The sequence below is a fragment of the Dyella marensis genome, from assembly GCF_049532885.1.
In the GTDB taxonomy this organism is placed as follows: domain Bacteria; phylum Pseudomonadota; class Gammaproteobacteria; order Xanthomonadales; family Rhodanobacteraceae; genus Dyella_D; species Dyella_D marensis.
In genome coordinates this window covers 4,785,412-4,804,997 of the sequence record NZ_CP064029.1, presented here as the reverse complement: position 1 = coordinate 4,804,997, position 19,586 = coordinate 4,785,412, and the positions used below count along the sequence as shown (strand labels likewise).

27 protein-coding genes are annotated in these 19,586 nt (G+C 61.0%); 5 read left to right on the top strand and 22 right to left on the bottom strand.

What is annotated here, in order from left to right; translation table 11 throughout:
* Nucleotides 1-293: 293 nt before the first annotated feature.
* The 10 genes from ISN75_RS21175 to ISN75_RS21130 form a co-directional block, all read right to left on the bottom strand.
* Nucleotides 294-1,121: a hypothetical protein gene (locus ISN75_RS21175; RefSeq protein ID WP_168649663.1), complete on the bottom strand. Its 828-nt coding sequence runs from the start codon at nucleotides 1,119-1,121 to the stop codon at nucleotides 294-296.
* Between the two features lie 441 nt (nucleotides 1,122-1,562).
* Nucleotides 1,563-1,958, bottom strand: coding sequence for a DUF6228 family protein (locus ISN75_RS21170; protein WP_423385101.1), 396 nt, complete (start codon nucleotides 1,956-1,958; stop codon nucleotides 1,563-1,565).
* 129 nt (nucleotides 1,959-2,087) lie between these two features.
* Nucleotides 2,088-2,456 carry a hypothetical protein gene (locus ISN75_RS21165; RefSeq protein WP_343818071.1) on the bottom strand — a complete coding sequence of 123 codons (369 nt, stop codon included), beginning with the start codon at nucleotides 2,454-2,456 and terminating at the stop codon, nucleotides 2,088-2,090.
* A gap of 123 nt (nucleotides 2,457-2,579) precedes the next feature.
* On the bottom strand, nucleotides 2,580-3,149 hold the full coding sequence (locus ISN75_RS21160; RefSeq protein WP_167253118.1) for a dihydrofolate reductase family protein: 570 nt from the start codon (nucleotides 3,147-3,149) through the stop codon (nucleotides 2,580-2,582).
* Nucleotides 3,150-3,158: 9 nt separating this feature from the next.
* On the bottom strand, nucleotides 3,159-3,584 hold the full coding sequence (locus ISN75_RS21155) for a hypothetical protein (protein ID WP_343818069.1): 426 nt from the start codon (nucleotides 3,582-3,584) through the stop codon (nucleotides 3,159-3,161).
* Nucleotides 3,585-3,650: 66 nt separating this feature from the next.
* Nucleotides 3,651-4,037 carry a hypothetical protein gene (locus ISN75_RS21150; RefSeq protein ID WP_343818067.1) on the bottom strand — a complete coding sequence of 129 codons (387 nt, stop codon included), beginning with the start codon at nucleotides 4,035-4,037 and terminating at the stop codon, nucleotides 3,651-3,653.
* Nucleotides 4,038-4,097: 60 nt separating this feature from the next.
* The gene (locus ISN75_RS21145) at nucleotides 4,098-4,553 is read right to left on the bottom strand and encodes a hypothetical protein (protein WP_343818065.1); all 456 of its coding nucleotides are present in this window, start codon (nucleotides 4,551-4,553) and stop codon (nucleotides 4,098-4,100) included.
* 71 nt (nucleotides 4,554-4,624) lie between these two features.
* Nucleotides 4,625-4,939 (bottom strand): hypothetical protein, encoded by a 315-nt coding sequence (locus ISN75_RS21140; RefSeq protein ID WP_343818063.1) that lies wholly within the window; start codon nucleotides 4,937-4,939, stop codon nucleotides 4,625-4,627.
* A 753-nt stretch (nucleotides 4,940-5,692) separates the two neighbouring features.
* A complete protein-coding gene (locus ISN75_RS21135; protein ID WP_343818061.1) occupies nucleotides 5,693-6,136 on the bottom strand; it encodes a hypothetical protein in 444 nt (147 codons plus the stop codon).
* Nucleotides 6,133-6,771 (bottom strand): DUF5671 domain-containing protein, encoded by a 639-nt coding sequence (locus ISN75_RS21130; protein WP_343818060.1) that lies wholly within the window; start codon nucleotides 6,769-6,771, stop codon nucleotides 6,133-6,135. The genes ISN75_RS21135 and ISN75_RS21130 overlap by 4 nt, the downstream gene beginning before the upstream one ends.
* 296 nt (nucleotides 6,772-7,067) lie before the next feature.
* Between ISN75_RS21130 and ISN75_RS21125 the strand changes: the two genes are divergently transcribed.
* Entirely contained in the window at nucleotides 7,068-7,424 is a 357-nt protein-coding gene (locus ISN75_RS21125) for a DUF1428 domain-containing protein (protein ID WP_167253136.1), read from the top strand.
* Between the two features lie 159 nt (nucleotides 7,425-7,583).
* Here the strand turns inward: ISN75_RS21125 and ISN75_RS21120 are convergent, their stop codons facing one another.
* Complete coding sequence (locus ISN75_RS21120) at nucleotides 7,584-7,994, bottom strand: hypothetical protein (RefSeq protein WP_343818058.1); 411 nt, start codon at nucleotides 7,992-7,994, stop codon at nucleotides 7,584-7,586.
* Nucleotides 7,991-8,323 (bottom strand): autorepressor SdpR family transcription factor, encoded by a 333-nt coding sequence (locus ISN75_RS21115; RefSeq protein ID WP_167253140.1) that lies wholly within the window; start codon nucleotides 8,321-8,323, stop codon nucleotides 7,991-7,993. Before ISN75_RS21115 ends, ISN75_RS21120 begins: the two co-directional genes overlap by 4 nt.
* Before the next feature lie 286 nt (nucleotides 8,324-8,609).
* Between ISN75_RS21115 and ISN75_RS21110 the strand changes: the two genes are divergently transcribed.
* Nucleotides 8,610-8,927, top strand: coding sequence for a YkgJ family cysteine cluster protein (locus ISN75_RS21110; RefSeq protein ID WP_167253142.1), 318 nt, complete (start codon nucleotides 8,610-8,612; stop codon nucleotides 8,925-8,927).
* Nucleotides 8,928-8,951: 24 nt separating this feature from the next.
* Here the strand turns inward: ISN75_RS21110 and ISN75_RS21105 are convergent, their stop codons facing one another.
* The 8 genes from ISN75_RS21105 to ISN75_RS21070 form a co-directional block, all read right to left on the bottom strand.
* Nucleotides 8,952-9,713, bottom strand: a complete 762-nt coding sequence (locus tag ISN75_RS21105) for an ABC transporter permease (RefSeq protein ID WP_343818056.1) — start codon at nucleotides 9,711-9,713, stop codon at nucleotides 8,952-8,954.
* Nucleotides 9,710-10,657 carry an ABC transporter ATP-binding protein gene (locus tag ISN75_RS21100; RefSeq protein WP_343818054.1) on the bottom strand — a complete coding sequence of 316 codons (948 nt, stop codon included), beginning with the start codon at nucleotides 10,655-10,657 and terminating at the stop codon, nucleotides 9,710-9,712. The genes ISN75_RS21105 and ISN75_RS21100 overlap by 4 nt, the downstream gene beginning before the upstream one ends.
* An 80-nt stretch (nucleotides 10,658-10,737) precedes the next feature.
* A complete protein-coding gene (locus ISN75_RS21095; protein ID WP_343818052.1) occupies nucleotides 10,738-11,097 on the bottom strand; it encodes an ADP-ribosylation/crystallin J1 in 360 nt (119 codons plus the stop codon).
* 80 nt (nucleotides 11,098-11,177) lie between these two features.
* A complete protein-coding gene (locus ISN75_RS21090; protein WP_168649651.1) occupies nucleotides 11,178-11,486 on the bottom strand; it encodes a hypothetical protein in 309 nt (102 codons plus the stop codon).
* 92 nt (nucleotides 11,487-11,578) lie between these two features.
* Complete coding sequence (locus ISN75_RS21085) at nucleotides 11,579-12,388, bottom strand: DUF2310 family Zn-ribbon-containing protein (RefSeq protein ID WP_343818049.1); 810 nt, start codon at nucleotides 12,386-12,388, stop codon at nucleotides 11,579-11,581.
* Nucleotides 12,389-12,537: 149 nt separating this feature from the next.
* A complete protein-coding gene (locus ISN75_RS21080) occupies nucleotides 12,538-12,945 on the bottom strand; it encodes a DUF2000 domain-containing protein (RefSeq protein WP_167253150.1) in 408 nt (135 codons plus the stop codon).
* A gap of 38 nt (nucleotides 12,946-12,983) precedes the next feature.
* Entirely contained in the window at nucleotides 12,984-13,847 is an 864-nt protein-coding gene (locus tag ISN75_RS21075) for an AraC family transcriptional regulator (protein ID WP_343818046.1), read from the bottom strand.
* 60 nt (nucleotides 13,848-13,907) lie between these two features.
* Nucleotides 13,908-14,534 carry a CPBP family intramembrane glutamic endopeptidase gene (locus tag ISN75_RS21070; RefSeq protein WP_343818044.1) on the bottom strand — a complete coding sequence of 209 codons (627 nt, stop codon included), beginning with the start codon at nucleotides 14,532-14,534 and terminating at the stop codon, nucleotides 13,908-13,910.
* Nucleotides 14,535-14,784: 250 nt separating this feature from the next.
* Here ISN75_RS21070 and ISN75_RS21065 point away from each other — a divergent pair, with 250 nt between their 5' ends.
* Both ISN75_RS21065 and ISN75_RS21060 read left to right on the top strand, forming a co-directional pair.
* Nucleotides 14,785-15,558, top strand: coding sequence for a hypothetical protein (locus ISN75_RS21065; RefSeq protein ID WP_343818042.1), 774 nt, complete (start codon nucleotides 14,785-14,787; stop codon nucleotides 15,556-15,558).
* Nucleotides 15,559-15,739: 181 nt separating this feature from the next.
* On the top strand, nucleotides 15,740-16,639 hold the full coding sequence (locus tag ISN75_RS21060) for an NmrA family NAD(P)-binding protein (RefSeq protein WP_343818040.1): 900 nt from the start codon (nucleotides 15,740-15,742) through the stop codon (nucleotides 16,637-16,639).
* A 160-nt stretch (nucleotides 16,640-16,799) separates the two neighbouring features.
* Here ISN75_RS21060 and ISN75_RS21055 read toward each other — a convergent pair whose 3' ends face one another.
* Nucleotides 16,800-17,774: an NmrA/HSCARG family protein gene (locus tag ISN75_RS21055; protein ID WP_343818038.1), complete on the bottom strand. Its 975-nt coding sequence runs from the start codon at nucleotides 17,772-17,774 to the stop codon at nucleotides 16,800-16,802.
* Between the two features lie 108 nt (nucleotides 17,775-17,882).
* On the opposite strand from ISN75_RS21055, the gene ISN75_RS21050 reads away from it, so the two are divergent.
* Nucleotides 17,883-18,824, top strand: coding sequence for a LysR family transcriptional regulator (locus ISN75_RS21050; RefSeq protein ID WP_168649643.1), 942 nt, complete (start codon nucleotides 17,883-17,885; stop codon nucleotides 18,822-18,824).
* A 20-nt stretch (nucleotides 18,825-18,844) separates the two neighbouring features.
* Here the strand turns inward: ISN75_RS21050 and ISN75_RS21045 are convergent, their stop codons facing one another.
* On the bottom strand, nucleotides 18,845-19,513 hold the full coding sequence (locus ISN75_RS21045; protein ID WP_343818035.1) for a DUF998 domain-containing protein: 669 nt from the start codon (nucleotides 19,511-19,513) through the stop codon (nucleotides 18,845-18,847).
* Nucleotides 19,514-19,586: the final 73 nt, after the last annotated feature.

The window sequence follows — 19,586 nt, the reverse complement described above, 5'->3', positions numbered from 1 at the left end:
CTGTGGCGAGAGTCAGCAGTCCGATCGATAGCGCCGCCGCGCCGTCGGGCGCTATCTGCCCCCGAGTTGCTCCGTAACCCGCATCGCCGGCCCACCAAACGCACCAGCCGGCTATGGGGCTTGCCGTAGCAACCGTGCAAGCGAGCTAGTCCAAAGCCCCGCTGCGGGAATTTCGAATGCGAAGACTGATCGCCATTCCGTTTGAGCGGGTAGGTTTTCATCTGGACAGCCCGAACCTCATCTTCGCTAAAAATGGAGTTTCTGCTTCGGGTCGAAAGCGGACATTTGACGATTCAATGATGGAATGCCAAAAGTTCAATACGTAGCTGCTTGAGTGTCGAACCAATGCGCCCGAGGCTTGCTCCCTCCACCTGGGCCAATATCTCACTCCGATTGGGCATCTCCATCGTCGCCCAGCACGTAAGATCCTTTCGCTGATCGATTCCCGGCTCTACTGTGGGCGCCACGTATTTATCCATCGTCGACCAACATGTCACGTAGCCCACATCGCGCGGCTCCATGATGAAGTAATGCATCTTTGATTCGGAGCCTATGTATCGAAGTTCCGAGAACGTCTTCTGGCTGAGAGACGTCTGCATGAGTTTAAGATGAAGATCCGATCCATCGTGCGGGCTACTAGAAATCCCGCCTCGTGGATAGCTTTCTTCAGATAAAACCCTTACAAGCACTTGACATTCGTCGGGTTGAATGCACCTACCGAATGCATTGTTCCGCCAGAACGCTCTCAGCTCCCAATGCTGCACTTTACCGTTGATGTCTTTTCTGATGCTCGTTTCAAAATTATCAGGAATGGTCCAGAGCAACCCGTCGGCCATGAATCTGACGAAGTATCTGCCACCCGTGTCGTTGATCAGAGCATCGTTATAAGTGCCTGCGTAAACCATCGCCTTTGCGACGAGTTCTTCGTGTGTGGCGTCGTTCGGCTGCGGACGTGCATCGCGTAAGCACCGCGCGCCGACGCCTAATTCAATTCTCTGTATCTGAGCCTGTTGCTGACCTGGAAGGGTGCAAGACCATGATTGCTCTCCATGCCCCAGACCAATGGGACGAAAATCACCTTCAGCTAGATGAGCCCTGACGTCGCCAACCGGATCGGACACGTTAAGCGAACTCAGGTCTCCCTGGAGCGCGTGAGTAGCGGCGTCCGAACTAATCCTGTCCGAAGGCGTACATCCTGCTAGAGCCAGGTTGATGACGACTAGCCACGCGATCCTTGGCATCCTTCCTCCCATGTGTTGATCTTCACAATGTCCGCTTCGGGTCGATAGCGGACAGTTCACATGTCGTATCCAGCCTGGTCGAGTTGCTCACGCATCCGCAATGAGAAATCGATGATCTGGGCTTTGCTGAAGTGCGTGTAGGTGGGCAGCGAACCTTCTGGGATATTCAGAAGCAGCGCAGAGCCACATGAGATTACAAATCGAAGCTCGTCCGATGTGAGCCGAACATCAATTGTGCCACTCATAGATTCCCCTTTCCTAGATGGCGTCCGCTTCGGGTCGATAGCGGACCTTACTGCAAGCGTGAAGGACTCCAGGCCATCAGGCTTCAGAATCCGCAAAGAATTGGTGAGCTGCCCCAGCAAGGACCGCCAATTGCCCGAGCTCGCTGCTGATACCGGCTGTGACGTGCCACCCCTCATCGCTCCCGGGAAGTCCACTAAGAGTTACCTTGAAGGTTACGACCCCTCCAGCGGTGCAAGTGGCGGAAATTTCGAATTCGCCCTCAAGGGTTGACCAAAAATTCGCGCCCTTCCAAGGAAGCCGGTTGGTAGCCAACTCTTCCATCCACCGAGCGAGCCCTTTGGAGTCGGTAAAAGCGGAAACCCACTGCGTTGCCCTCACACCGCGCCCCTGGATCTCGACGATGAACTCATCACCGCGGCGATCTAGGAATCGAACTTCCCTATCTGATGAATTCGAGTGAATTACGAACATCCATGCATTCTCAAAAGTTGGTGGTGGCGCCGTACAGCTAAGTTCCTATATGTCCGTTTTGATTTGAAAGCGGACCTTGCGTTTTTCCAAGTGCCCCGCCCAAGAACTGGATCGGATTGTCATCGACGGTCAGGGTTGTTCATGAGCGTCATCCAATTCCTGGGCTGTATTAAGAAGAGCCATGAGCTCCTTCGGGCTCGTCAACCCAGCCAGCGTTATGTCGGCCAGGCCGAACTTTGGCGTCTTCTTGTCTAACTTGACCAGCTCATCATCGAGCTTCACGGACTCGCTGAGCGAAGCTCGCGCAGACTCGATATCGCTATCCTCAATCTTCTGAAGAAGCCATGCGTTCTGTTTAAGACGAGCACGATCCGCGCCATGTGCGGCAACCGTGGCCACGGAAAGATGGCAGCTGAATCCAGACCAGAAAGCCATCCAAAGGCTACCAGCCCAGACCAGCGTTACCGCCCCGAAAAGCACCAGGACCTTCTTTCGCATCTCTACATCCTCGCCGTTGTCCAGCTTGAGGCGCCGATTAAAGTCATCGCGGACATCGGACAGGCTCTTCGTGTGGCGCCACTCATCCCATCGTCGTCATGCCCGCCTTGGATCGAAGGCTGATCAGCGACGAACGCGATAACGGATATGTGTGGCATCCGGCGTATCGATCACCCGAACAATCTCCAATTCGACGCGCGACGGCAATACATCGAACAGTCGGAGGCCACCGCCAAACAGCACCGGGATCTGGTGGATCTGCAACTCGTCCAGCACGCCAGCCTCGAGCGCCCGTTGCGCCGTGTACGCGCCGAGCATCAGTACGTTGCGGTCCCCGGCGGCGGCCTTGGCCTGCGCCATGGCGCTCTCAATCCCGTCGAGCACGTACTTCACCAACGGATAGTTCGCCACCGAAGGACCGGGCGGACGATGGCTTGGCACGATGATGGGGACACCGTGATTGTCACCGCCCCAATGATCGATCTGCTCCACGGTACGCCGCCCTGCGAGAATCGCGCCCGGTGAGTTCCATTCGTCCCACAACTGCCCGACCGCTCCCGATGGCCGGGAGAAGTCTCCATACCATTCGTGCAGCCGGTCGAAGCCGTCGCCGCCGGGGTTGCCTGGTTCGTCGTTGGGGCCAGCGATATATCCGTCGAGCGACATGGACATGAAGAGCACCGATATCGGCATTTGAGTCTCCTACGGCCTCAATGAAGTTCCACAGAGTGCCGCATTGTCATCCAGATCTTTGATGGTCATGACCTTTCCGCCCTGAGGGTCAAACGCAACACCGCCGAAGTTCTTCACCAGCACCTCGGCGGATCGCATGGCTGCGATGCATTCATGCGCATCACCACCGAACGAAAGCTGGTAGGCAACGCCGCCGCTGACACCAGCCGCCGCCACCATCGGGTAATCCGGGACGAACTCCTTCGCGTCATTCCTGAAGAAGAAAAAGCCCGTGGTCTTGCCATCCACAACAAGGGGCAGAAAGCCACTGTGTTTGGCGAGGTCTACCGGGGCGACAAAGTGCATTTCGGGGCGACTCGCCCGCATGGCCTTTTGCCAGGCGTCGAAGTCTGGTGCCCGATTGAGTGCCAGGAATACGAAGATGTCGACTGACATTTAGCCTCCCAAGAGTCTGGCCATGTCGAACTATCTCAGATGTCCGCTTCGAGCCGGAAGCGGACTTTACCCTGCTCGCCAAGGGATGGCCTTGGCAACCAGCACGAATGCTAGGTATGCGGCCGGCGTCGTCAGCACGCCCAGCCCAAAACGGGCCCAATAATTCGCGGGCCTTCGAAGAAAAGAGAGTGCCAGCCCTCCCAGTGCGACCGCCAGGTAGGGGGCGAAAGTCATCACCCACATGGCGTAGAACGCAAAGATGTCTGACTTTCCCCTTGAGATGAGATAGCTGACCGCTATCGCGCCGTACAAACATAGCGCCGGAAAGAGCACTCCAAGTATGACGATGGCCCTTGGTCGAACTCGGGGCCTTAGCGCCATGAATATAAGCAACCCGACTGGAATGCCGAGTTCCAAGGCGATCGCACCAATGCTCAAGATTGTCTCAGCCATGCTCCGTCCGCTTGTGGGCCGGCTATGTGCATTTCATCCGCTTCGGATCGAGAGCAGACGTTAGGCCTTCGAGAATACTTGGCGCCTGAAGTCGCGCAGCCAACCCTTCAATGCGCCGGGTCCACCAACGAAGTACCAGACAAACAATCCTCCGATACCCAGCAGTGTCCATTCCACACGGGACCAGAAATAGGGCCACGGCTTTTGCGCACCGTTGATCTCGTACGAGAACCCCCATCGATTCTTGGCAAATGTCCAACCCTCTACCAGGTAGCTCGGGTCAAACTGATAGATAAACGGCACAAAATCGTCCAGCTCCCCATCGGGACGACGCACTTCATAGTGAGCTACACAACGGTTGTTGAGTGGCTGCTCGCAAACATCGTGATGCGACTCGATCGTAAATCGACCGGTATAGAAGTATGTAGCTCCGATGCTCCACAAGCCCGTAGAGAAGGCCACGGAGGACCACACAAGCAGCAGTGTCGTGAAGACGAATCGTAGAACGTTCTCCATCGTTGCTTTCAATCCTCCGTTGCAGCGTGGCCAATGTCCGCTCTGGGGCGAGAGCGGACCTTTAGTACTTGCTACCGACCGATCTTCTCTCCGATGTAGCGCAATAGTGGCGCCGCATGGATAAGCATGAGCGAAGGCCCATCCCCCTTGATGTCACCTTCTTGCTTTCGCAAGTTCAGAAGGAATTCCCAGCTGTCACCAAGGCTCCCCACTCGATCGGCCTTTGGCATCTCTTTGGCCATGTCATACAAGAGGTCGCTGTCGACATCCCAGTAGTAATCCTGGTCAAGTCGAAGGTCAGGGCCGTTTATGGCTTCCACGTGGTCAAGGAGATCGTTCAAGATCCCGCGCAGCTCGCCTATGTTCACGACGGGATACTTGGTCATCGGATGATGCTTTCCTGGCAAGATCATGATCAGGTCCACTTCGGATGGAAACGGACGCGGGTTGCTACATAGAGTCTGAAGCGGACTTTATTCAACCTGCAAATACCGTCTTGCCCCGAATCCGCATGTGCCAATCGCGGCGGGACCAACCCGGCGTGCAATCACCTGGTCCACTGTTTTGTCCGCCGGTGCGGCGACACCGGCTCCCCAGGATTGGCCTGTTCCCGAAAGCGCTTCTGTGTCTCCTCGGAGGACCACCTCGTAACCGGCATCCGTCGATCGAAAGAGCGCTAGATGCAACCCGTCATTCCTTTGCGACCATACGGTCAGCGCCGGTCCTCGCGTATTGGCATAGCCGGCATAGTCGCGGTTCGCCAAGCGCCGAAGGAGGTAGCAGCCGTTCGCCTTTCCCCCCGACAGGACCGGTTGGAATCCCACGTCGAGTTTTTGTCCCTCGGAGCGCTCTATTCTGTCGGCAAGCAGAACAAAGACCCCCTCGACAACGGCATTCTTCACGCTGGCAAAGGAGCAGGGGCCACGGCAGATGATCACCTGATATGTGCCAACCAGCTGCGTTTCCGTTGGCTCTGCTGCCGAAGCGGTCGTCAGGCAGATGCACCCGGTGACTGCAGCAAGTGCCGAAGCCGTTCTCAGCAGAAGTCTATGAGCAGCCATCAAGCGATCCTCATCCGTCAGGTTCTGCCATCGCTAAATAGGGTTAGGCATTCGACGCGCCCCCAAAGTGGCCACTGTTCAGAACGAAGGCGCCCCAGGCGATTTCCGGTCCATATCAAAACAGTGCTTTCCGGCTGGATGATGCCAACGCTGCCCGCCAGGAGGAATGTAGCCATCGCGCCCCATTTCTTCCGACTCGGATGCGGCATCGAAATCCGCGCACAGCCGATAGGTGTCGGGACCAGTCACCACATAGCCATACGCCACACCGCTGACCGGGTCGGTGGTATGGATCTGCTCCGCGTCGATTGCCGCCAGGTCAGGCGGCAAGGACTTGTGCTGAGACCAGTAGCCCATGACCTGCAGCGAGATTCGGCTCAGGTCCGACACCCTGCGTCCATCCATCCGTAGCGCACGCTGATGCGCTGGAGAGCCGACCACGGCCAGGCCGGCGATCACGGCTGCGGCCATGCCAATAGATACGGCGATCGCCAGCCATCGCACTCCCTTGCGCGGCATCATGCGACACGCTCGTCGCTGCGCAGATCCCAGAGGTAGTAGCCGAATACGGTGCAGGCTATTGCCGCGGCAACCAGCACCTTGAGCACGAAGCGCACGGTGATCTCGCCGCCGAGCACGCCGTCCACCAGGGTGATCAGGTCGCAGATGAGCACGACCGCGGCGACGAAGAGCGTCAAATAGGTAAGCCAGCGGCGTGCCGCGGATTGCCGCTTGACGGGCTGCCGCGCGACCTCGCCGCGGATCCTGCTGGAAATCCACAGGAAAACCGGGAAGGCGATGATGATCGAGGCAACGGACCAGCGCATGCTTTGCGATATCCCGTTGTTGTACGGCATGGCCATATCGGGGAAGGCGCGGTTGATCAGCTGGAACAGCAGGCTGCCGAAGTGATAGGCGCTCAGGTAGAGCGTGGTGAACAGCACCAGATAGATAAAGGTATCGCGTGCCGAAAGGTAAGGCCGCGGCTTGGGAACCGGTACGGCGAAGTCCACGTCCGCGAATGCCGAGAGCGCGCCGCGCACCTGTTCCGGCGTCCAGCCTGCATCTGTGAGTGCGGTTTCGATGCTTTGCCGGCTGCAACCACGTATCAGCGAACTGCGTACGAACCGCTCCAGGTCCTGCGTGCTGTTGGGCATAGGTGTTCCTCTTCCTTGATGAGTGATATCGAGCCGAATCTGAACTGTAATTCGAGCGCCACAGGGCGACGGTTGTGGCGAATGTCTGGCTTCTGCACTCCGGGGCTCAGCTGCCGACCTGGGCCAATAGCCCAGGTCCCGGATTTCCGGAAGCTTGCTGGGGCTGCGCCCCTTTTGGCAAGGTTGGGCGCCTGGCGTGGCCTGGAAGGGCCGCCCCGTGTCGATCCCGCGCCCGCCCATTCGTCGCATCCATGAAGGCGACCATATCGGCCGCCCCTTCCGCTGAGGAAACTGCCATGTCCTACATCGATGGTTTCGTGATCGCCGTACCCAACGCCAACCGTGAAAAGTTCATTGCGCACGCCCGTACTTTCGATGCCATTTTCGTGGAATTCGGCGCTATTCGAGTGGTGGAGTGCTGGGGCGACGACGTGCCCGACGGCAAGGTCACCGACTTCCGCCGCGCCGTGCAGGCCACGCAGGATGAGTCCGTGGTGTTCTCCTGGGTGGAATGGCCCGACAAGGCCACCCGCGACGCCGGCATGGCGAAATTCATGCAGGACCCGCGCATGGAAGCCGCCGCTGACTGTCCTTTCGACGGCAAGCGGATGATCTTTGGGGGCTTCGTGTCGGTGGTCAGTCTGCCGGGCTGATTTTGGCCGCGAGGGCAAAGCATCCGTTGGCCGAGCTTTGCTGCCGTAATCCCATAGTTTGGCCGTACTGGCCAAACTATGGTTCTGCGCACGGCGCGATCTCATAGGATTTGGGCATTACCAAGAACTCCCTTGGTGCATGCCTCTGGGCTGAAGACCTCAGCTACTTCTCCGCGCATCGTGGATGACGCACTTCCACGCGGCGTAGCCAAGCACGACCGCCACGCCCGCGCCGACCGCAACCATCGAGCCGGTGCGTGCAAGTTCCTGCGGCGCGAATGCCCACAATGCGGTCCACACCAGGAAGGCCAGTGTCATGGCCCAGCCGCCGACGCGACCTATGGCCTGTGCCAGCGTGGCGTGCTGAACGGAGCGGGGCGAGCCTTGCATCCTCTTCGGCAAGGCGTTGCAGAAGACCGCGAGGGCGAGGCCGATGATGATGTTGTTTCCGCGCGTAACCAGCTCTGCGCCCACCCATCCTTGTTTGTGGGCTACGGCGAGCAGCAGGGCGCCGGCGATCATGGCGGCCGCGAGCTTGAGGCCGAAAAGGATTTCTTTTCTCGCGCTCATCTGGAGGCTCCTTTACGGGATGCTTTGAGCTTGGCCTTGCCGGCGGATTCCGCGGTCGCGCGTGTGCCGGCGCCGATGCCGAACAGCTGGGTGAAGCTCAGCAGTGCGTCTTCCAGCACCGACAGCTTCAGCTGGTAAATGATGCTGGTGCCGATCTTGTGCGCCTCGATCAGATCGGCTTCGCGCAGTACCGCGAAGTGCGCCGACATGGTGGGCCGCGATACGGGAAAACAGTCCGAAAGCTCGCCTGCGCTCATGGAGCGCTGGCGCAGCAGCTCCAGCACTTTGCGGCGGGTGGGGTCGGCCAGGGCTTTGAAGACGGCGTTCATGGCCGCTATTTAGCTAATCATCTAAATTATAGTCAAGTAAAATTTCGATGATTGCCTAAATTGCCGTCGGCACGCGGGGAAACTAACACTTGGCCCGCCGCGGACGCGTATGCTTGCAAAATTAAGCCTTGTGCCAAGCGCACCCTCACTACGCACGCGGCGGAGCTGCCGTCGTCCTCGTGAGTCCACTCGTATCCCACGCGTGCCGGATGGCCGCGGCCCCCGGCGAACCGTCGTACGACGGCCATCTCCTGCCTTATCCCCCATCCCTGGAAACCCCTAGCGCATGACCTCTGCCGAACGTCCCGCCGCCGCACGCTGTTCTTCCTGCGAGGCTGTCTGCTGCCGCCTCATGGTGGTTCTGCAACCGGAAGAATCGATTCCCGATCACCTCACCACGTATTCGCCGGAAGGGTATCGCGTGATGAAGCGCGGCGAGGACGGCTGGTGCGTGGCCATGAACAGCGTGCAGATGAATTGCGGCATCTACGAAACGCGCCCCGCCGTGTGCCGCCGCTTTGTGATGAATGGGCCTTATTGCAGGGCCATTCGCGAGGACTACAGCCGCGACGCGGCCAAGGCACTGCAAGAGTCGGCCAGGTAACGGCTGTGCCGAGCTGCTGCGTTCCTACGAACGCAGCTTGTAGCCGGTACGGAAGATCCAGGCGATGGCCACGATGCAGACCAGCAGAAAGGCCAGCGTCATGCTCGCGCTCAATACGACATTGACGTCGGACTGCCCGTAGAAGCTCCAGCGAAAACCGCTGATCAGGTACACCACGGGATTGAACAGCGCCACCTTCTGCCAGAACGGCGGCAGCATGCCGATCGAATAGAACGCGCCGCCGAGGAAGGTGAGCGGGGTGACCACCATCAGCGGGATCACCTGCAGTTTCTGGAAGTCATCGGCCCACAGGCCGATGATGAAACCGAAGGAGCTGAAGGTGATGGCGGTGAGCAGCAGGAAGGCCATCATCCACAGCGGGTGCATGATGCTGTAGGGCACGAAGAAACGCGCGGTAATCAGGATCAACAAGCCCAGCATCACCGATTTGGTGGATGCCGCCCCGACATAGCCCAGCACTGCCTCCAGCGGAGAAACGGGCGCGGAAAGCAGTTCGTAAATCGTGCCCGACCACTTGGGCAGATAAATGCCGAAAGAGGCATTGGAAATGCTCTCGTTGAGCAGCGAAAGCATGATCAGCCCGGGAATGATGAAGGCACCATAGCTGGTGCCGCCGATCTCGCCCATGCGCGAACCGATGGCGGTGCCGAACACGATGAAATACAGCGACGTCGACAGCACCGGCGACACGATGCTCTGGGTCAGCGTGCGGAAGGTGCGGGCCATCTCGAAGCGGTAGATGGCGCGAATGGCTGGAATGTTCATCGCGTCCCCCGCACCAGGCTGACGAAAATATCTTCGAGCGAGCTTTCCATCGTATGCAGGTCCTTGAAGTCCACCCCGCGATCGCCCAGCTTGCGCAGCAGTACCGCAATGCCGGTGTCGTCGCTCTGGGCGTCGAAGGTGTAGGTAAGCGTGGCGCCGTCGTCGGCGAGCTCAAGCGCGTAGTCGTCCAGCCCTTCGGGCAGCGCCTGGATGGGCGCCTTGAGGCTGATGGACAGCTGCTTCTTGCCCAGCTTGCGCATCAGCGCATGCTTGTCTTCGACCAGGATCAGTTCGCCGCGGGTGATCACGCCCACCCGGTCGGCCATTTCCTCGGCCTCCTCGATGTAATGCGTGGTCAGGATGACCGTGACGCCGGTGGCGCGCAGCGCGCGCACCATCTGCCACATGTCGTGGCGTAGCTCCACGTCCACGCCGGCGGTGGGCTCGTCCAGGAACAGGATGCTCGGCTCGTGCGCCAGCGCCTTGGCGATCAGGACGCGGCGCTTCATGCCGCCGGAGAGCGTCATGATCTTCGCGTCTTTCTTTTCCCACAGCGAAAGGTCGCGCAATACCTTTTCGATGTGCTGGTCGTTGCGGGCGTGGCCGAACAAGCCACGGCTGAATCTGACCGCAGCCCACACCGTTTCGAAGGCGTCCGTCGACAGCTCCTGCGGCACCAGGCCGATCTTCGACCGCGTAACGCGGTAATCGCGCAGCACGTCGGCACCATCGGCATGCACGGTGCCGGAACTGGGCTTGACGATGCCGCAGATAATGCTGATCAGCGTGGTCTTGCCGGCGCCATTGGGGCCGAGCAACGCAAAGATCTCGCCCCGCTTGATGTCCAGGTCCACCGACTTCAGCGCCTGGAAACCGTTCTTGTACGTCTTGCTGATGCCCCGGATAGAAATAGCGTGCGGCGGCAATGCGGCCTGTTCGCTCATGGTGTTCCCTGGTGTGGCGTGTCGCGGCGTCCGGGGAGTCTACGCCCGCCTTGGCCAGATACGAAGCGGGGGTGAATTCATCAGGCTGGGTTGAACTCGCGGATCACTTCGATGAGGCCGACGATGTTGTCGTTCAGCGCTTCGAGATCTTCTGCCGGGACCCACCATTCGGTGTGGTGAGATCCGCCTACGCGCTGCACTGGGTATTTGCTCATGAAGGACGTGCGGACCTGGAAGCGGGTGACGGCGCCGGAGCCGCTGTCGCGTATGTTCCAAGTGCTGGCGATTTCGGTGGCGTATTGTTCGTTGGTGACCGGGTAGAAGATGGGCTGGTCGGGGAGGCGCGCAGGCCAGCGTTTGAAGTCGGCTTCGCGCAGGAGTTCCCATTCCTTGGGGCCGATGGGGCGGTAGAGCACGGTCAGTTCTTCGGAAATCGCCATATAAGGTTTCGTCCTTCCTTGGTCAGCTTTCTTGTACCGGTTTTTGGCCGGTCGTTGATAAAAAACCACCATTTGAAGCCTCAATCGCCCGCTTGCTTGGCTCGTACAAGCCCGCATTCAGCACAGTAACTCGCCCTGGGCGTACGTAGCGGCTTTCCACACGCTCCACATGGCGGACCGAACAGGCTGGCTCTGTGGTGCCAAAGGACATCGGGATTCGATTCCATGGCGCCAGTCAACTGCTGGTAGCGAGACAGCGCCTCGTCACCGAATCCCTGGCTGAGTGCCTCGGCCAGCGATGCCCCGGCATTTCGCCGGAATTCCTGGATCCTCGACATCATGATCGAAAGGAGGGAGGCGACCTCCGGCCATTCGTGCTCGTCGAGCATGGGTACGTTCCGCTTGCATCTCCAGCAATAGAGCGTCTCTGCCATGAGTATCTTTTCCTTGCGCGCTGAGGCTGGAGCCCGCGCCTTTTTGGCTAGCTTGTAGTGGGCTCAGAGCGGGAAGCCAGTAACCATCTGCGATCGAGCGCTATGTTGGACAGCAAGTGGCAGTGATCGCATTTGAAGTCGAATAGATCGTGGAGTCGAGGCGTCAGTCGCCACTCGTTTCCGCAGCCTGGGCAGCGTCGTTCAAGTTCAGTGCGAAGGCTTCGGCCGTAGTAACGGTACAGGTAGTAGTAGAAAGGTCGTCCGCTTGAATTCGCGAGAGTTTTGCAGCATTCCAGGCCGCTTTTACTCAGATTGCTCTCGATGTTTGATAGCTCTCGCGTTGCAGCACGCTCGAGCACGGCGCAGTTCATCTGAAGGGTGTCGCAGCTTTGATAATTGGATTGCCACGATATGACGTCAGAATATTCATCGCTCGATGTGGCTTCCATGCGATATAGCGCGATCGGGCCGAAGCAGTCGATGCATCGTATCGGTGATACCAAAGTGACGTATGTAGTGAAGAGCACATAAGCGCTGGGGCTGGAGCACGAACACGGCGATAGGGATTCGATGTGCTTGCCAAGCACCTCGGTTGCCAAGAGCAACCCCTTCATCTCGCAGCGTGCTATGGCTTTATTTACATACTTGTTGTTGAGGCGATCATCCAGCGATTGTTCTTCGGGGCAGAGTACCGTCGTTGAAAAGGCCTCCCCATGGGCGTGGATTGGCCATTCGCTTCCATAGATTTGCCCATTCATGCGCCAGGCCGCCAGCAAATCCCCGATGAGATCGCTGACCGATTCCTCCACAGCGTCGTCGGCTATCGCGGTTGCAAAGGAGACTCGATTTACGTACATGAGGATCCTTTCCTCCGTTCCTTGATCGCCATTATTGGTGACGCATGGCGTCTATGAGAACCCCATGCCTGTCGAGCAGAAACGGAACCAGATATAGGGACGAGCGCAGTTAATTGCCTTTAACTACTCCCGTCCCCGATCACCCCATCTCAAGGATGAAGGGCCAGCCCCTTGATCGCTTTGTCGACAGCTTTCTTCGGGCCACGCAGCCCCAGGCCCACCAGGTCCATATTGCCGGGATCTTCGGCGAGGAAAGCGTTCCGGTTCGCCTCGTCATGTCCGGTGGAGAACATGGAGAAGACATAGGGGACGATCGTCAGTTGTCCCTGCAGCGCCATTCTCTGAGCGGCCTGGAGGCCGGCCAGGCCGGCCTGGAAAATCAGGATGGGCTGGCCGAGCATGTTCCCGTAGCGATGGCCGGCGGCATCGACATAGGGAAGGCCCAAGGCATCGGGCGCGGCGGCGGCGATGCCTGTCGCCAGGAAGGCCGTCACGTTGAGACGCTGCCAGCCGAGCAGATCGTCGCGGACGATAAGGGCGACCTTCGTATCGAACATGCTGCTCTCCTTTCAAAGATTGAAAGCAGACATTCTCTTCAGGGTGCGGCGGGGCGGTCTAGAACGTTTGTGCATTGGCCCTGGTAGGCGGCGGGCGAAAGGCGATAGGCCCGCTGGAACCAACGCCCCATATGGCTCTGGTCGGAAAAGCCCACGTCCAGTGCGACCTGGCCCGGCGCCGCGCCGCCGGCGAGCAAGGCCCTGGCCGCCCGCAATCGCAGGCGCACCAGATAAGCGTGCGGCGAAAGGCCGAAGCTGCGCTTGAATTGCCGGGTCAGGCGGAAGCGGTCGATCCCGGATTGATGAGCCAGCTCGTCCAGGCCGATGTCACGGGACATGTGCTCGTGGAGAAAATCGCGGGCGCGGAGCATCTGTTCCGGTGAGCCCTGGGCCGGTGCGGCGATTGCGCCGGTGTGCGCGCTGAGGCCTCGTACCAGCGCGTCCAGGCATTGGTCGCGCGCCAGCCTGGCTTCCTTGAAATGAAGCGCGAGGAAGGCGTTGTGGATGGTGTCGCGCAGACGATCGTCGGTGGCCACCGTGCTTCGAAAGGCGGAGCCGATGCCGGATGCGTCCGGTGCATCGAGCCGGCCGGCCATCGACGACAGCCATCGCTGCGGCAGATAAAGCATGGCGTAGGTAAAGCCGATGTCCTGCGGAGCGTAGCCATCGTGAACCGCGCCGGGCTCGATCAGCATCACTCGCCCCTCGGTACTGCGATGGGTGGTTCGATGACACCGGAACTGCTGAACACCTTGCTGCGTCACCCCGACGAGCACTTCGTCATGATCGTGAGGATCGTAAGCGTGGCCCCGGAAATGCGCGTGCACGGTCTCGATCCCCGTGTCGGGATCGCGGGAGATCCGGATCCAGTCGTTGCTGAGGTTTTCGGTGCCCTGTTTCATATAAGACGGCAGGTGAGAGCCTTCGCAACCCATAGTGACTGAATTCGCCACCACTGTCCGCTACAGGTAATGGAAATGCATCAAGGTGAACGCGCTCATATCGGCCCAGGCATGAAAGCTGATCGCGTACCAAAGATTGGCCGGCCAGCGGCAACGCATGGCGCCCGCGAACAGGGCGAACACCAGGGCATTGGCGACGCCGAAGCGGCCGAGCTGCCAGTGGTAAGCGGCGAATACGAGTGCGGTCAGGGCGAAAGCCAGCAAGGTGCGCCAGCGTGAGCCCGGCAGGTGACGCAACAGCGCGTCGTACAGGAAGCCGCGGAATACCAGTTCCTCGTAGAAGCCGCCGATCAGCCACGCCAGGACGAGGGCGATCACGTAGCCGGAAAGATGGTCGCGCACGAACGCGAAGTCGGACAGGTCCGGCAGCTCGCCCAGCGCAAGGGCAAGCGCCGGGCCGATCACGCTATAGTTGACGGCGGCGTAAGCTACCCCGAGCGCTCCGCCGACGATCAGCGGAATGACGTCGAAACCCCGCCAACCGAAGCCGACGTCGGCCCAGCGGAGCTGCCGGTAGCGCAGCATGGCCGTGCAAAGTCCCAAGCCAAGCGCCGGATAAAGCAACATCGGCACGCCCAGATGAGGGGCGGCCAGCACGCAGGCCGTACCGAGGGCGATCAAGGGCACCCGGGGAAGCCGCCTTCGATTTGCGCGAACGCTATTCACTCGCAAGGCTCCGAATGATCAGGCAATGGGAGATAGGGAGAGGGATGTGCCGGGCCGTCTTTGACCACCCCCGTCCCCGATATCGCAACATTGCCGCAGCCCATGTCGATTTTGGAAGCTCCCGTTCGTCGCCTGGATAAGCGGCCCGGGGGAACGAGCGCCGCGACCATGAACCCGACCGCATAAAAGGCCCAACCGAGAGGACACGACCATGCGTACGACGATGCGGGAAATGATGGCAATGAAGTGCGCCGGCCGGCTCGCCGCCCAGCGGATGGCGTGCGCTGTGCTGGCCATGCTGGGCGTGACCGGCGCCGTGGCGCAAGCGGCTGAAACCTATCCTCGCATGGCCTCCGTCGATGCCTATCTGATGGACCGCGCCCAGGAAATCGCCCTGGCCAGAAGCGCCGCGCCCGCTTCCATCTCCAAGGATGCGACCGTTCTGGTGCTCACTCGCACCGGCTATGAAACCGCCGTAAAGGGCAGCAACGGCTTCGTCTGCTGGGTGGCGCGGGGATTCAGCGGCGCGCCGGACTGGCCTGAGCGATGGAATCCGAAAATCCGCGCCGCCGGCTGCGACAACCCGCAGGCCGCGCGCACCGTCACCCCGATCGCCAAGCTTCGTACGGCGATGACTCTTGCCGGCCGTAGCGACGCCGATATCGCCAAGCGCATCAAGGCCGCCGTGCGCAGCAAGGAAATTGCGCCGCTGGAGCCGGGCGCCATGTGCTACATGATGTCCAAATCCTCCTATTTGTCGGAGGACGGCGAACACGATATGGCGCACGTCATGTTCTACGTGCCATTCAAGGACGGCGCCAACTGGGGAGCCAATGCCGATGGCTCGCCCATCTTCGGCGGCAACTATTGGTTCTTCGCGCCGGACCATCAGGCCCAGGCCGCCGAACTGCCGCCGCTGTCGGTATTGCTGGTCGGGGTCGCCACCTGGTCCGACGGCACGCCTGCCGGCACGCACCCGATGTAATTGCTAAAACACCCCGGCCTCGAGCAGGCCGGGGTGTTCTGGTCTGATCCTGGCTTTGAAAAGCATGCGTGCCAGAGCCTCTTAGCCAGGCACGCCGACCACGCTATGACATGGGCTGCTTTTGACAGAGAGGCCACGACGGCAGCGCTAACGTGTTCCGCCGCAGAACGGAGCAGCTCGTATGCATATCATTCTCGGTGGTACGGGGCACATCGGGTCGGCGGCGGCGAAGCGGCTGCTCGAGATGGGCGAGCCGGTTACGGTCGTCTCGCACACGGGTAGCCAACGATACGAATGGGAACGGCGCGGCGCCAGGTTTGAGGTGGCGGACGTCTTCGATACCAAGGCACTGCGCGACGTATTTCGAACAGGCAAGCGTGCATTCCTGCTTAATCCACCGGCCGATCCGTCGACCGATACGGATGCGCAGGAGAAACGCAGCGCCGCCGCCATTCTGGATGCATTGGACGGTTCCGGATTGGAGCAGGTGGTGGCCGAGTCGACCATGGGCGCACAGCCCGGTGAGCGCCTCGGGGACTTGAGCGTGCTCTACGATTTCGAGCAGGCCCTGCGCCGCCAGCCTGTGCCGGTCGCCGTGATCCGCGCCGCGTATTACATGAGCAACTGGGATGCGTCTTTGGAAATGGCCATCAACGAAGGCCATCTCGCATCGATGTATCCCGCCGACCTGGCCATGCCGATGGTCGCGCCGGAAGACTTGGGCAGGGCCGCGGCCCGGCTGCTTACTGCACCGCGTGGCGAATCCGGCATCCACTATGTCGAAGGACCGGAGCGCTACTCGCCCAACGACGTCGCGGCTGCCTTTGCCGCGGCAATCGGCAAGCCGGTGGCGGTGAAAGTCATTCCGCGCGACCAGTGGGAGGCCACGTATCGCCAGCTTGGATTCTCGAAGGCCGCCGCCGCGTCGTATGCGCGGATGACCGCGCTCAGCCTGGATGGGGATTTCGAACGTCCAGCGTCGCCTGAGCGTGGCACGGTGACGTTGCAGGACTACATCGATGAGCTGGTTGGCCGGGCGGCCCGGCAATCCGCAAGGACCGCCGGCTCGCACCGCTCCTGAGGATCGCCTGGTTGAATGCCGTACGGGCACGCGCGGCAGCGCTTCGCTTCGGCGCCCTCGCATAAATCGACCGTCGAATGGCGGGTGCCGTTCGATGCCATTCGACGGTCATGCGAAACGGCTCCCGCAAGCATGTAAGCCTGATGACGGTCCGCATTTGCTATGCGGCAGCGCCATAGTCCCTGGCCTCGCCCCGCCAGCCGCTTTGCTGCAGGAACTGCTGCCAGGTCAGTGCGCGCGGGTCGATGCGTCGGCTCCAGGCAAGATCGCGTCCAGGAGCGTAGTAGCCATACTCGACGGCGTACTCCACCATGCCTACCGCTTCGTCCACGAGCCAAGGGTTGCTGCCGAACGCAGGGAAGTGCCGCAGCAGCTCATCCCGGGTATAGGCGGAGGCGTAATGCGCCGCCTGCCCGGAGACGCGAACGAAGGCGTCGACGATCTGTCGTGCCGTCAGGATCTCGCCGATCACCGGCAGGACTTCGCCCGCGTACTTCTCCGGATGATCGAATATCTCCAGTACGGCGGGCCCGGTCGCGGTAAGCGGATCGACGAACGGCATGGGCACGTCGGGTGGCAGATAGATGGCGAAGCTCAGGCTGCCATCGGCCTGGCGCGCGGGGACGTAGTACTCCAGGAAATTGCTGTAGAAGAACGCCAGGTAGATGAAAGAGCTGCGCAGCGGCAGCGAGCGGATGTGCTCTTCCACCTGTGCCTTCTCGGTGAAGTGCGGCGCCCATTTGGCGCCCCCGGTTCGCGCGTGGACGTTTTCCAGGCCGCTCCACACGACGTGCCCGACGCCTGCGGCGTTGGCGGCATCGGCCAACTCCCGCCCCAGCGCCAGCTCGGGCTGGCCCGGCGGCGGTACTGGCATGGTCGGCGGAGTCATCAGAAAGGCGCCGTGGGAGCCGCGCATGGCGGCGGTCAGCTCCGCCTGCCGGCCAGGCTCCAATGGCGCCACGACGACTTCCGCGCCGCGCTCGGCCAGTTGGCGCATCGGCGGGCTGTCGGTGCGCCGGGCCAGTGCGCGTACGCGGTAGCGGCCGCTCGCCAGCAAGGCCGCGGCAACGCTGCGCCCCTGTTTGCTGGCCGCACCGGCGACGGTGATAAGAGGTTTCTGCGAGGCGAGGGACATGGCGTTCTCCTGGAGTAAGCGGAGCACTCATGGTGCGAATGAGCGCCTACTCTCGGATCCGGGTGGCCATTTGTGAAATTGCATCTTTGTTGGCCTAGTATCCATGCCATGAATACCAAGCGCCTGGATCTCAATCTGCTGGTCACGCTGGAAGCCCTGCTGGTGGAGCAGAACGTGACCAGGGCGGCGAGCCGCCTGCATCTGAGCCAGCCGGCGGTGAGCGCGCAGCTCGGCCGCCTGCGCGACATGTTCGACGATCCACTGCTGGTTCCGGCCCAAAGAGGCATGACGCCTACGGCCAAGGCGCTGGACCTGCTGGAGCCACTGCGCCAGGCTCTGGATCAGGTACGCGCTGCCGTTGCGCAGCACGGCAACTTCGATCCCGCGCGGGCACGGCTGACGGTGAACATCGCCTGCACCGATTATCTTCAGGTTGCGCTGGCGCAGCCGCTGATCCTGGCGCTGCGCGACCGCGCGCCCGGTGTGCGCGTGGCGTTGCGGAGTCTGGACATACTGCAGCTGGAAACGCAGCTGGCGCGAGGCGAGGTCGACCTGGCGCTGACGACGCCGGGCGCCGCGGCGCCCGGCCTGCGAGCGCGGCATCTGTTCGACGAGCGCTACGTATTGATCGGAAGGCGAGGGCATCCACGGCTGCGCAGAAACCTCACCGTCGAGAAATTCGCGCAGCTGGAGCACGTCGTCGTATCGCTGCGCGGCGGCGGCTTCGTCACGCCGGTGGACCATGCGCTGGCAGCGCTTGGCTACGAGCGCCGCGTGGTGCTGTCGGCGGCGTCGTTTCTGTTTCTTCCGCAGATCGTGGCGCAGTCCGATTTCGTGGCGCTGGTGCCGCAGCAACTGGTGCGCGATCGCGCCGGCGAGCTCAAGATCGTCGAATGCCCCTTTCCCGTGCCGGGCTTCGACGTGGGCATGGTATGGCACGAGCGCAACCAGGGTCATCAGGGCCAGCGCTGGGTGCGCGAGGCGCTGGTCGAGCTCGTGGCCGGCCGGCTTGGAACCCGCGGCCGAAGGCCGTTGGGAGTTCAACGCTGATCGGGTTCACTGGTGGCCCGCTACCGATCGGCCGCGAGTTTCCCGCCAGCCTGCTGGCGCGGCACCGCCCGCAATCGAAAAGACAAGGCGAACAGCCACGCCAGCAGCACTACGACAAAAAACCGGTTCGCCAGGCCATACGGCATCCCCTTGTGCAGGGTGAGGAACTGGATGACGAATCCGGCCAATATCAGGGAAGTCAGGATCCAGGCGGTTCGCCGATAGGAGCGCCACGCCGGATGCATGCCGAAACTCACGGAGAGCAGGATGGTTGCGATGAGTAGGCTTCCGACATTCACCAGGAAGCTCATGTCGTGGATGGCGCCCGTTGGCGTGGATGGCGCGCCGGGTGCATCCGTGGGATATATGGCCGAGACGACCAGCCCGATCGCCGCGACGACCAGCAGAAATATCGCCAGCAAGGCGATAACGGAGCGCAGGCCATCGGTATAGAGCGCCGCTGCAAGCATCAGCAAGCCGCAGCTCATCGCCAGGAACCAGCTGGTCATGACCCAGCCATACCGGCCCACGGCGTAGTTGCTGATGAAGTTGCTGGCCGGGGCGTAATCGGGCCGCAGGAAGTGCAATGCCAAAAGAGCCGCGGCGGCGTAGACGAAACAGGCCATGGCGAGGCTTGCAAAGACGGCGGGCGCCGAGCGCGGCGCCTTCCCGGCGTTCTCTATGGCCATCGTCCAATCTCCTGGTTTTTGCGTTTGATGGGTAGAACTTCCCTTCGATCTGCAGCCACCCTTGACGGGGCCG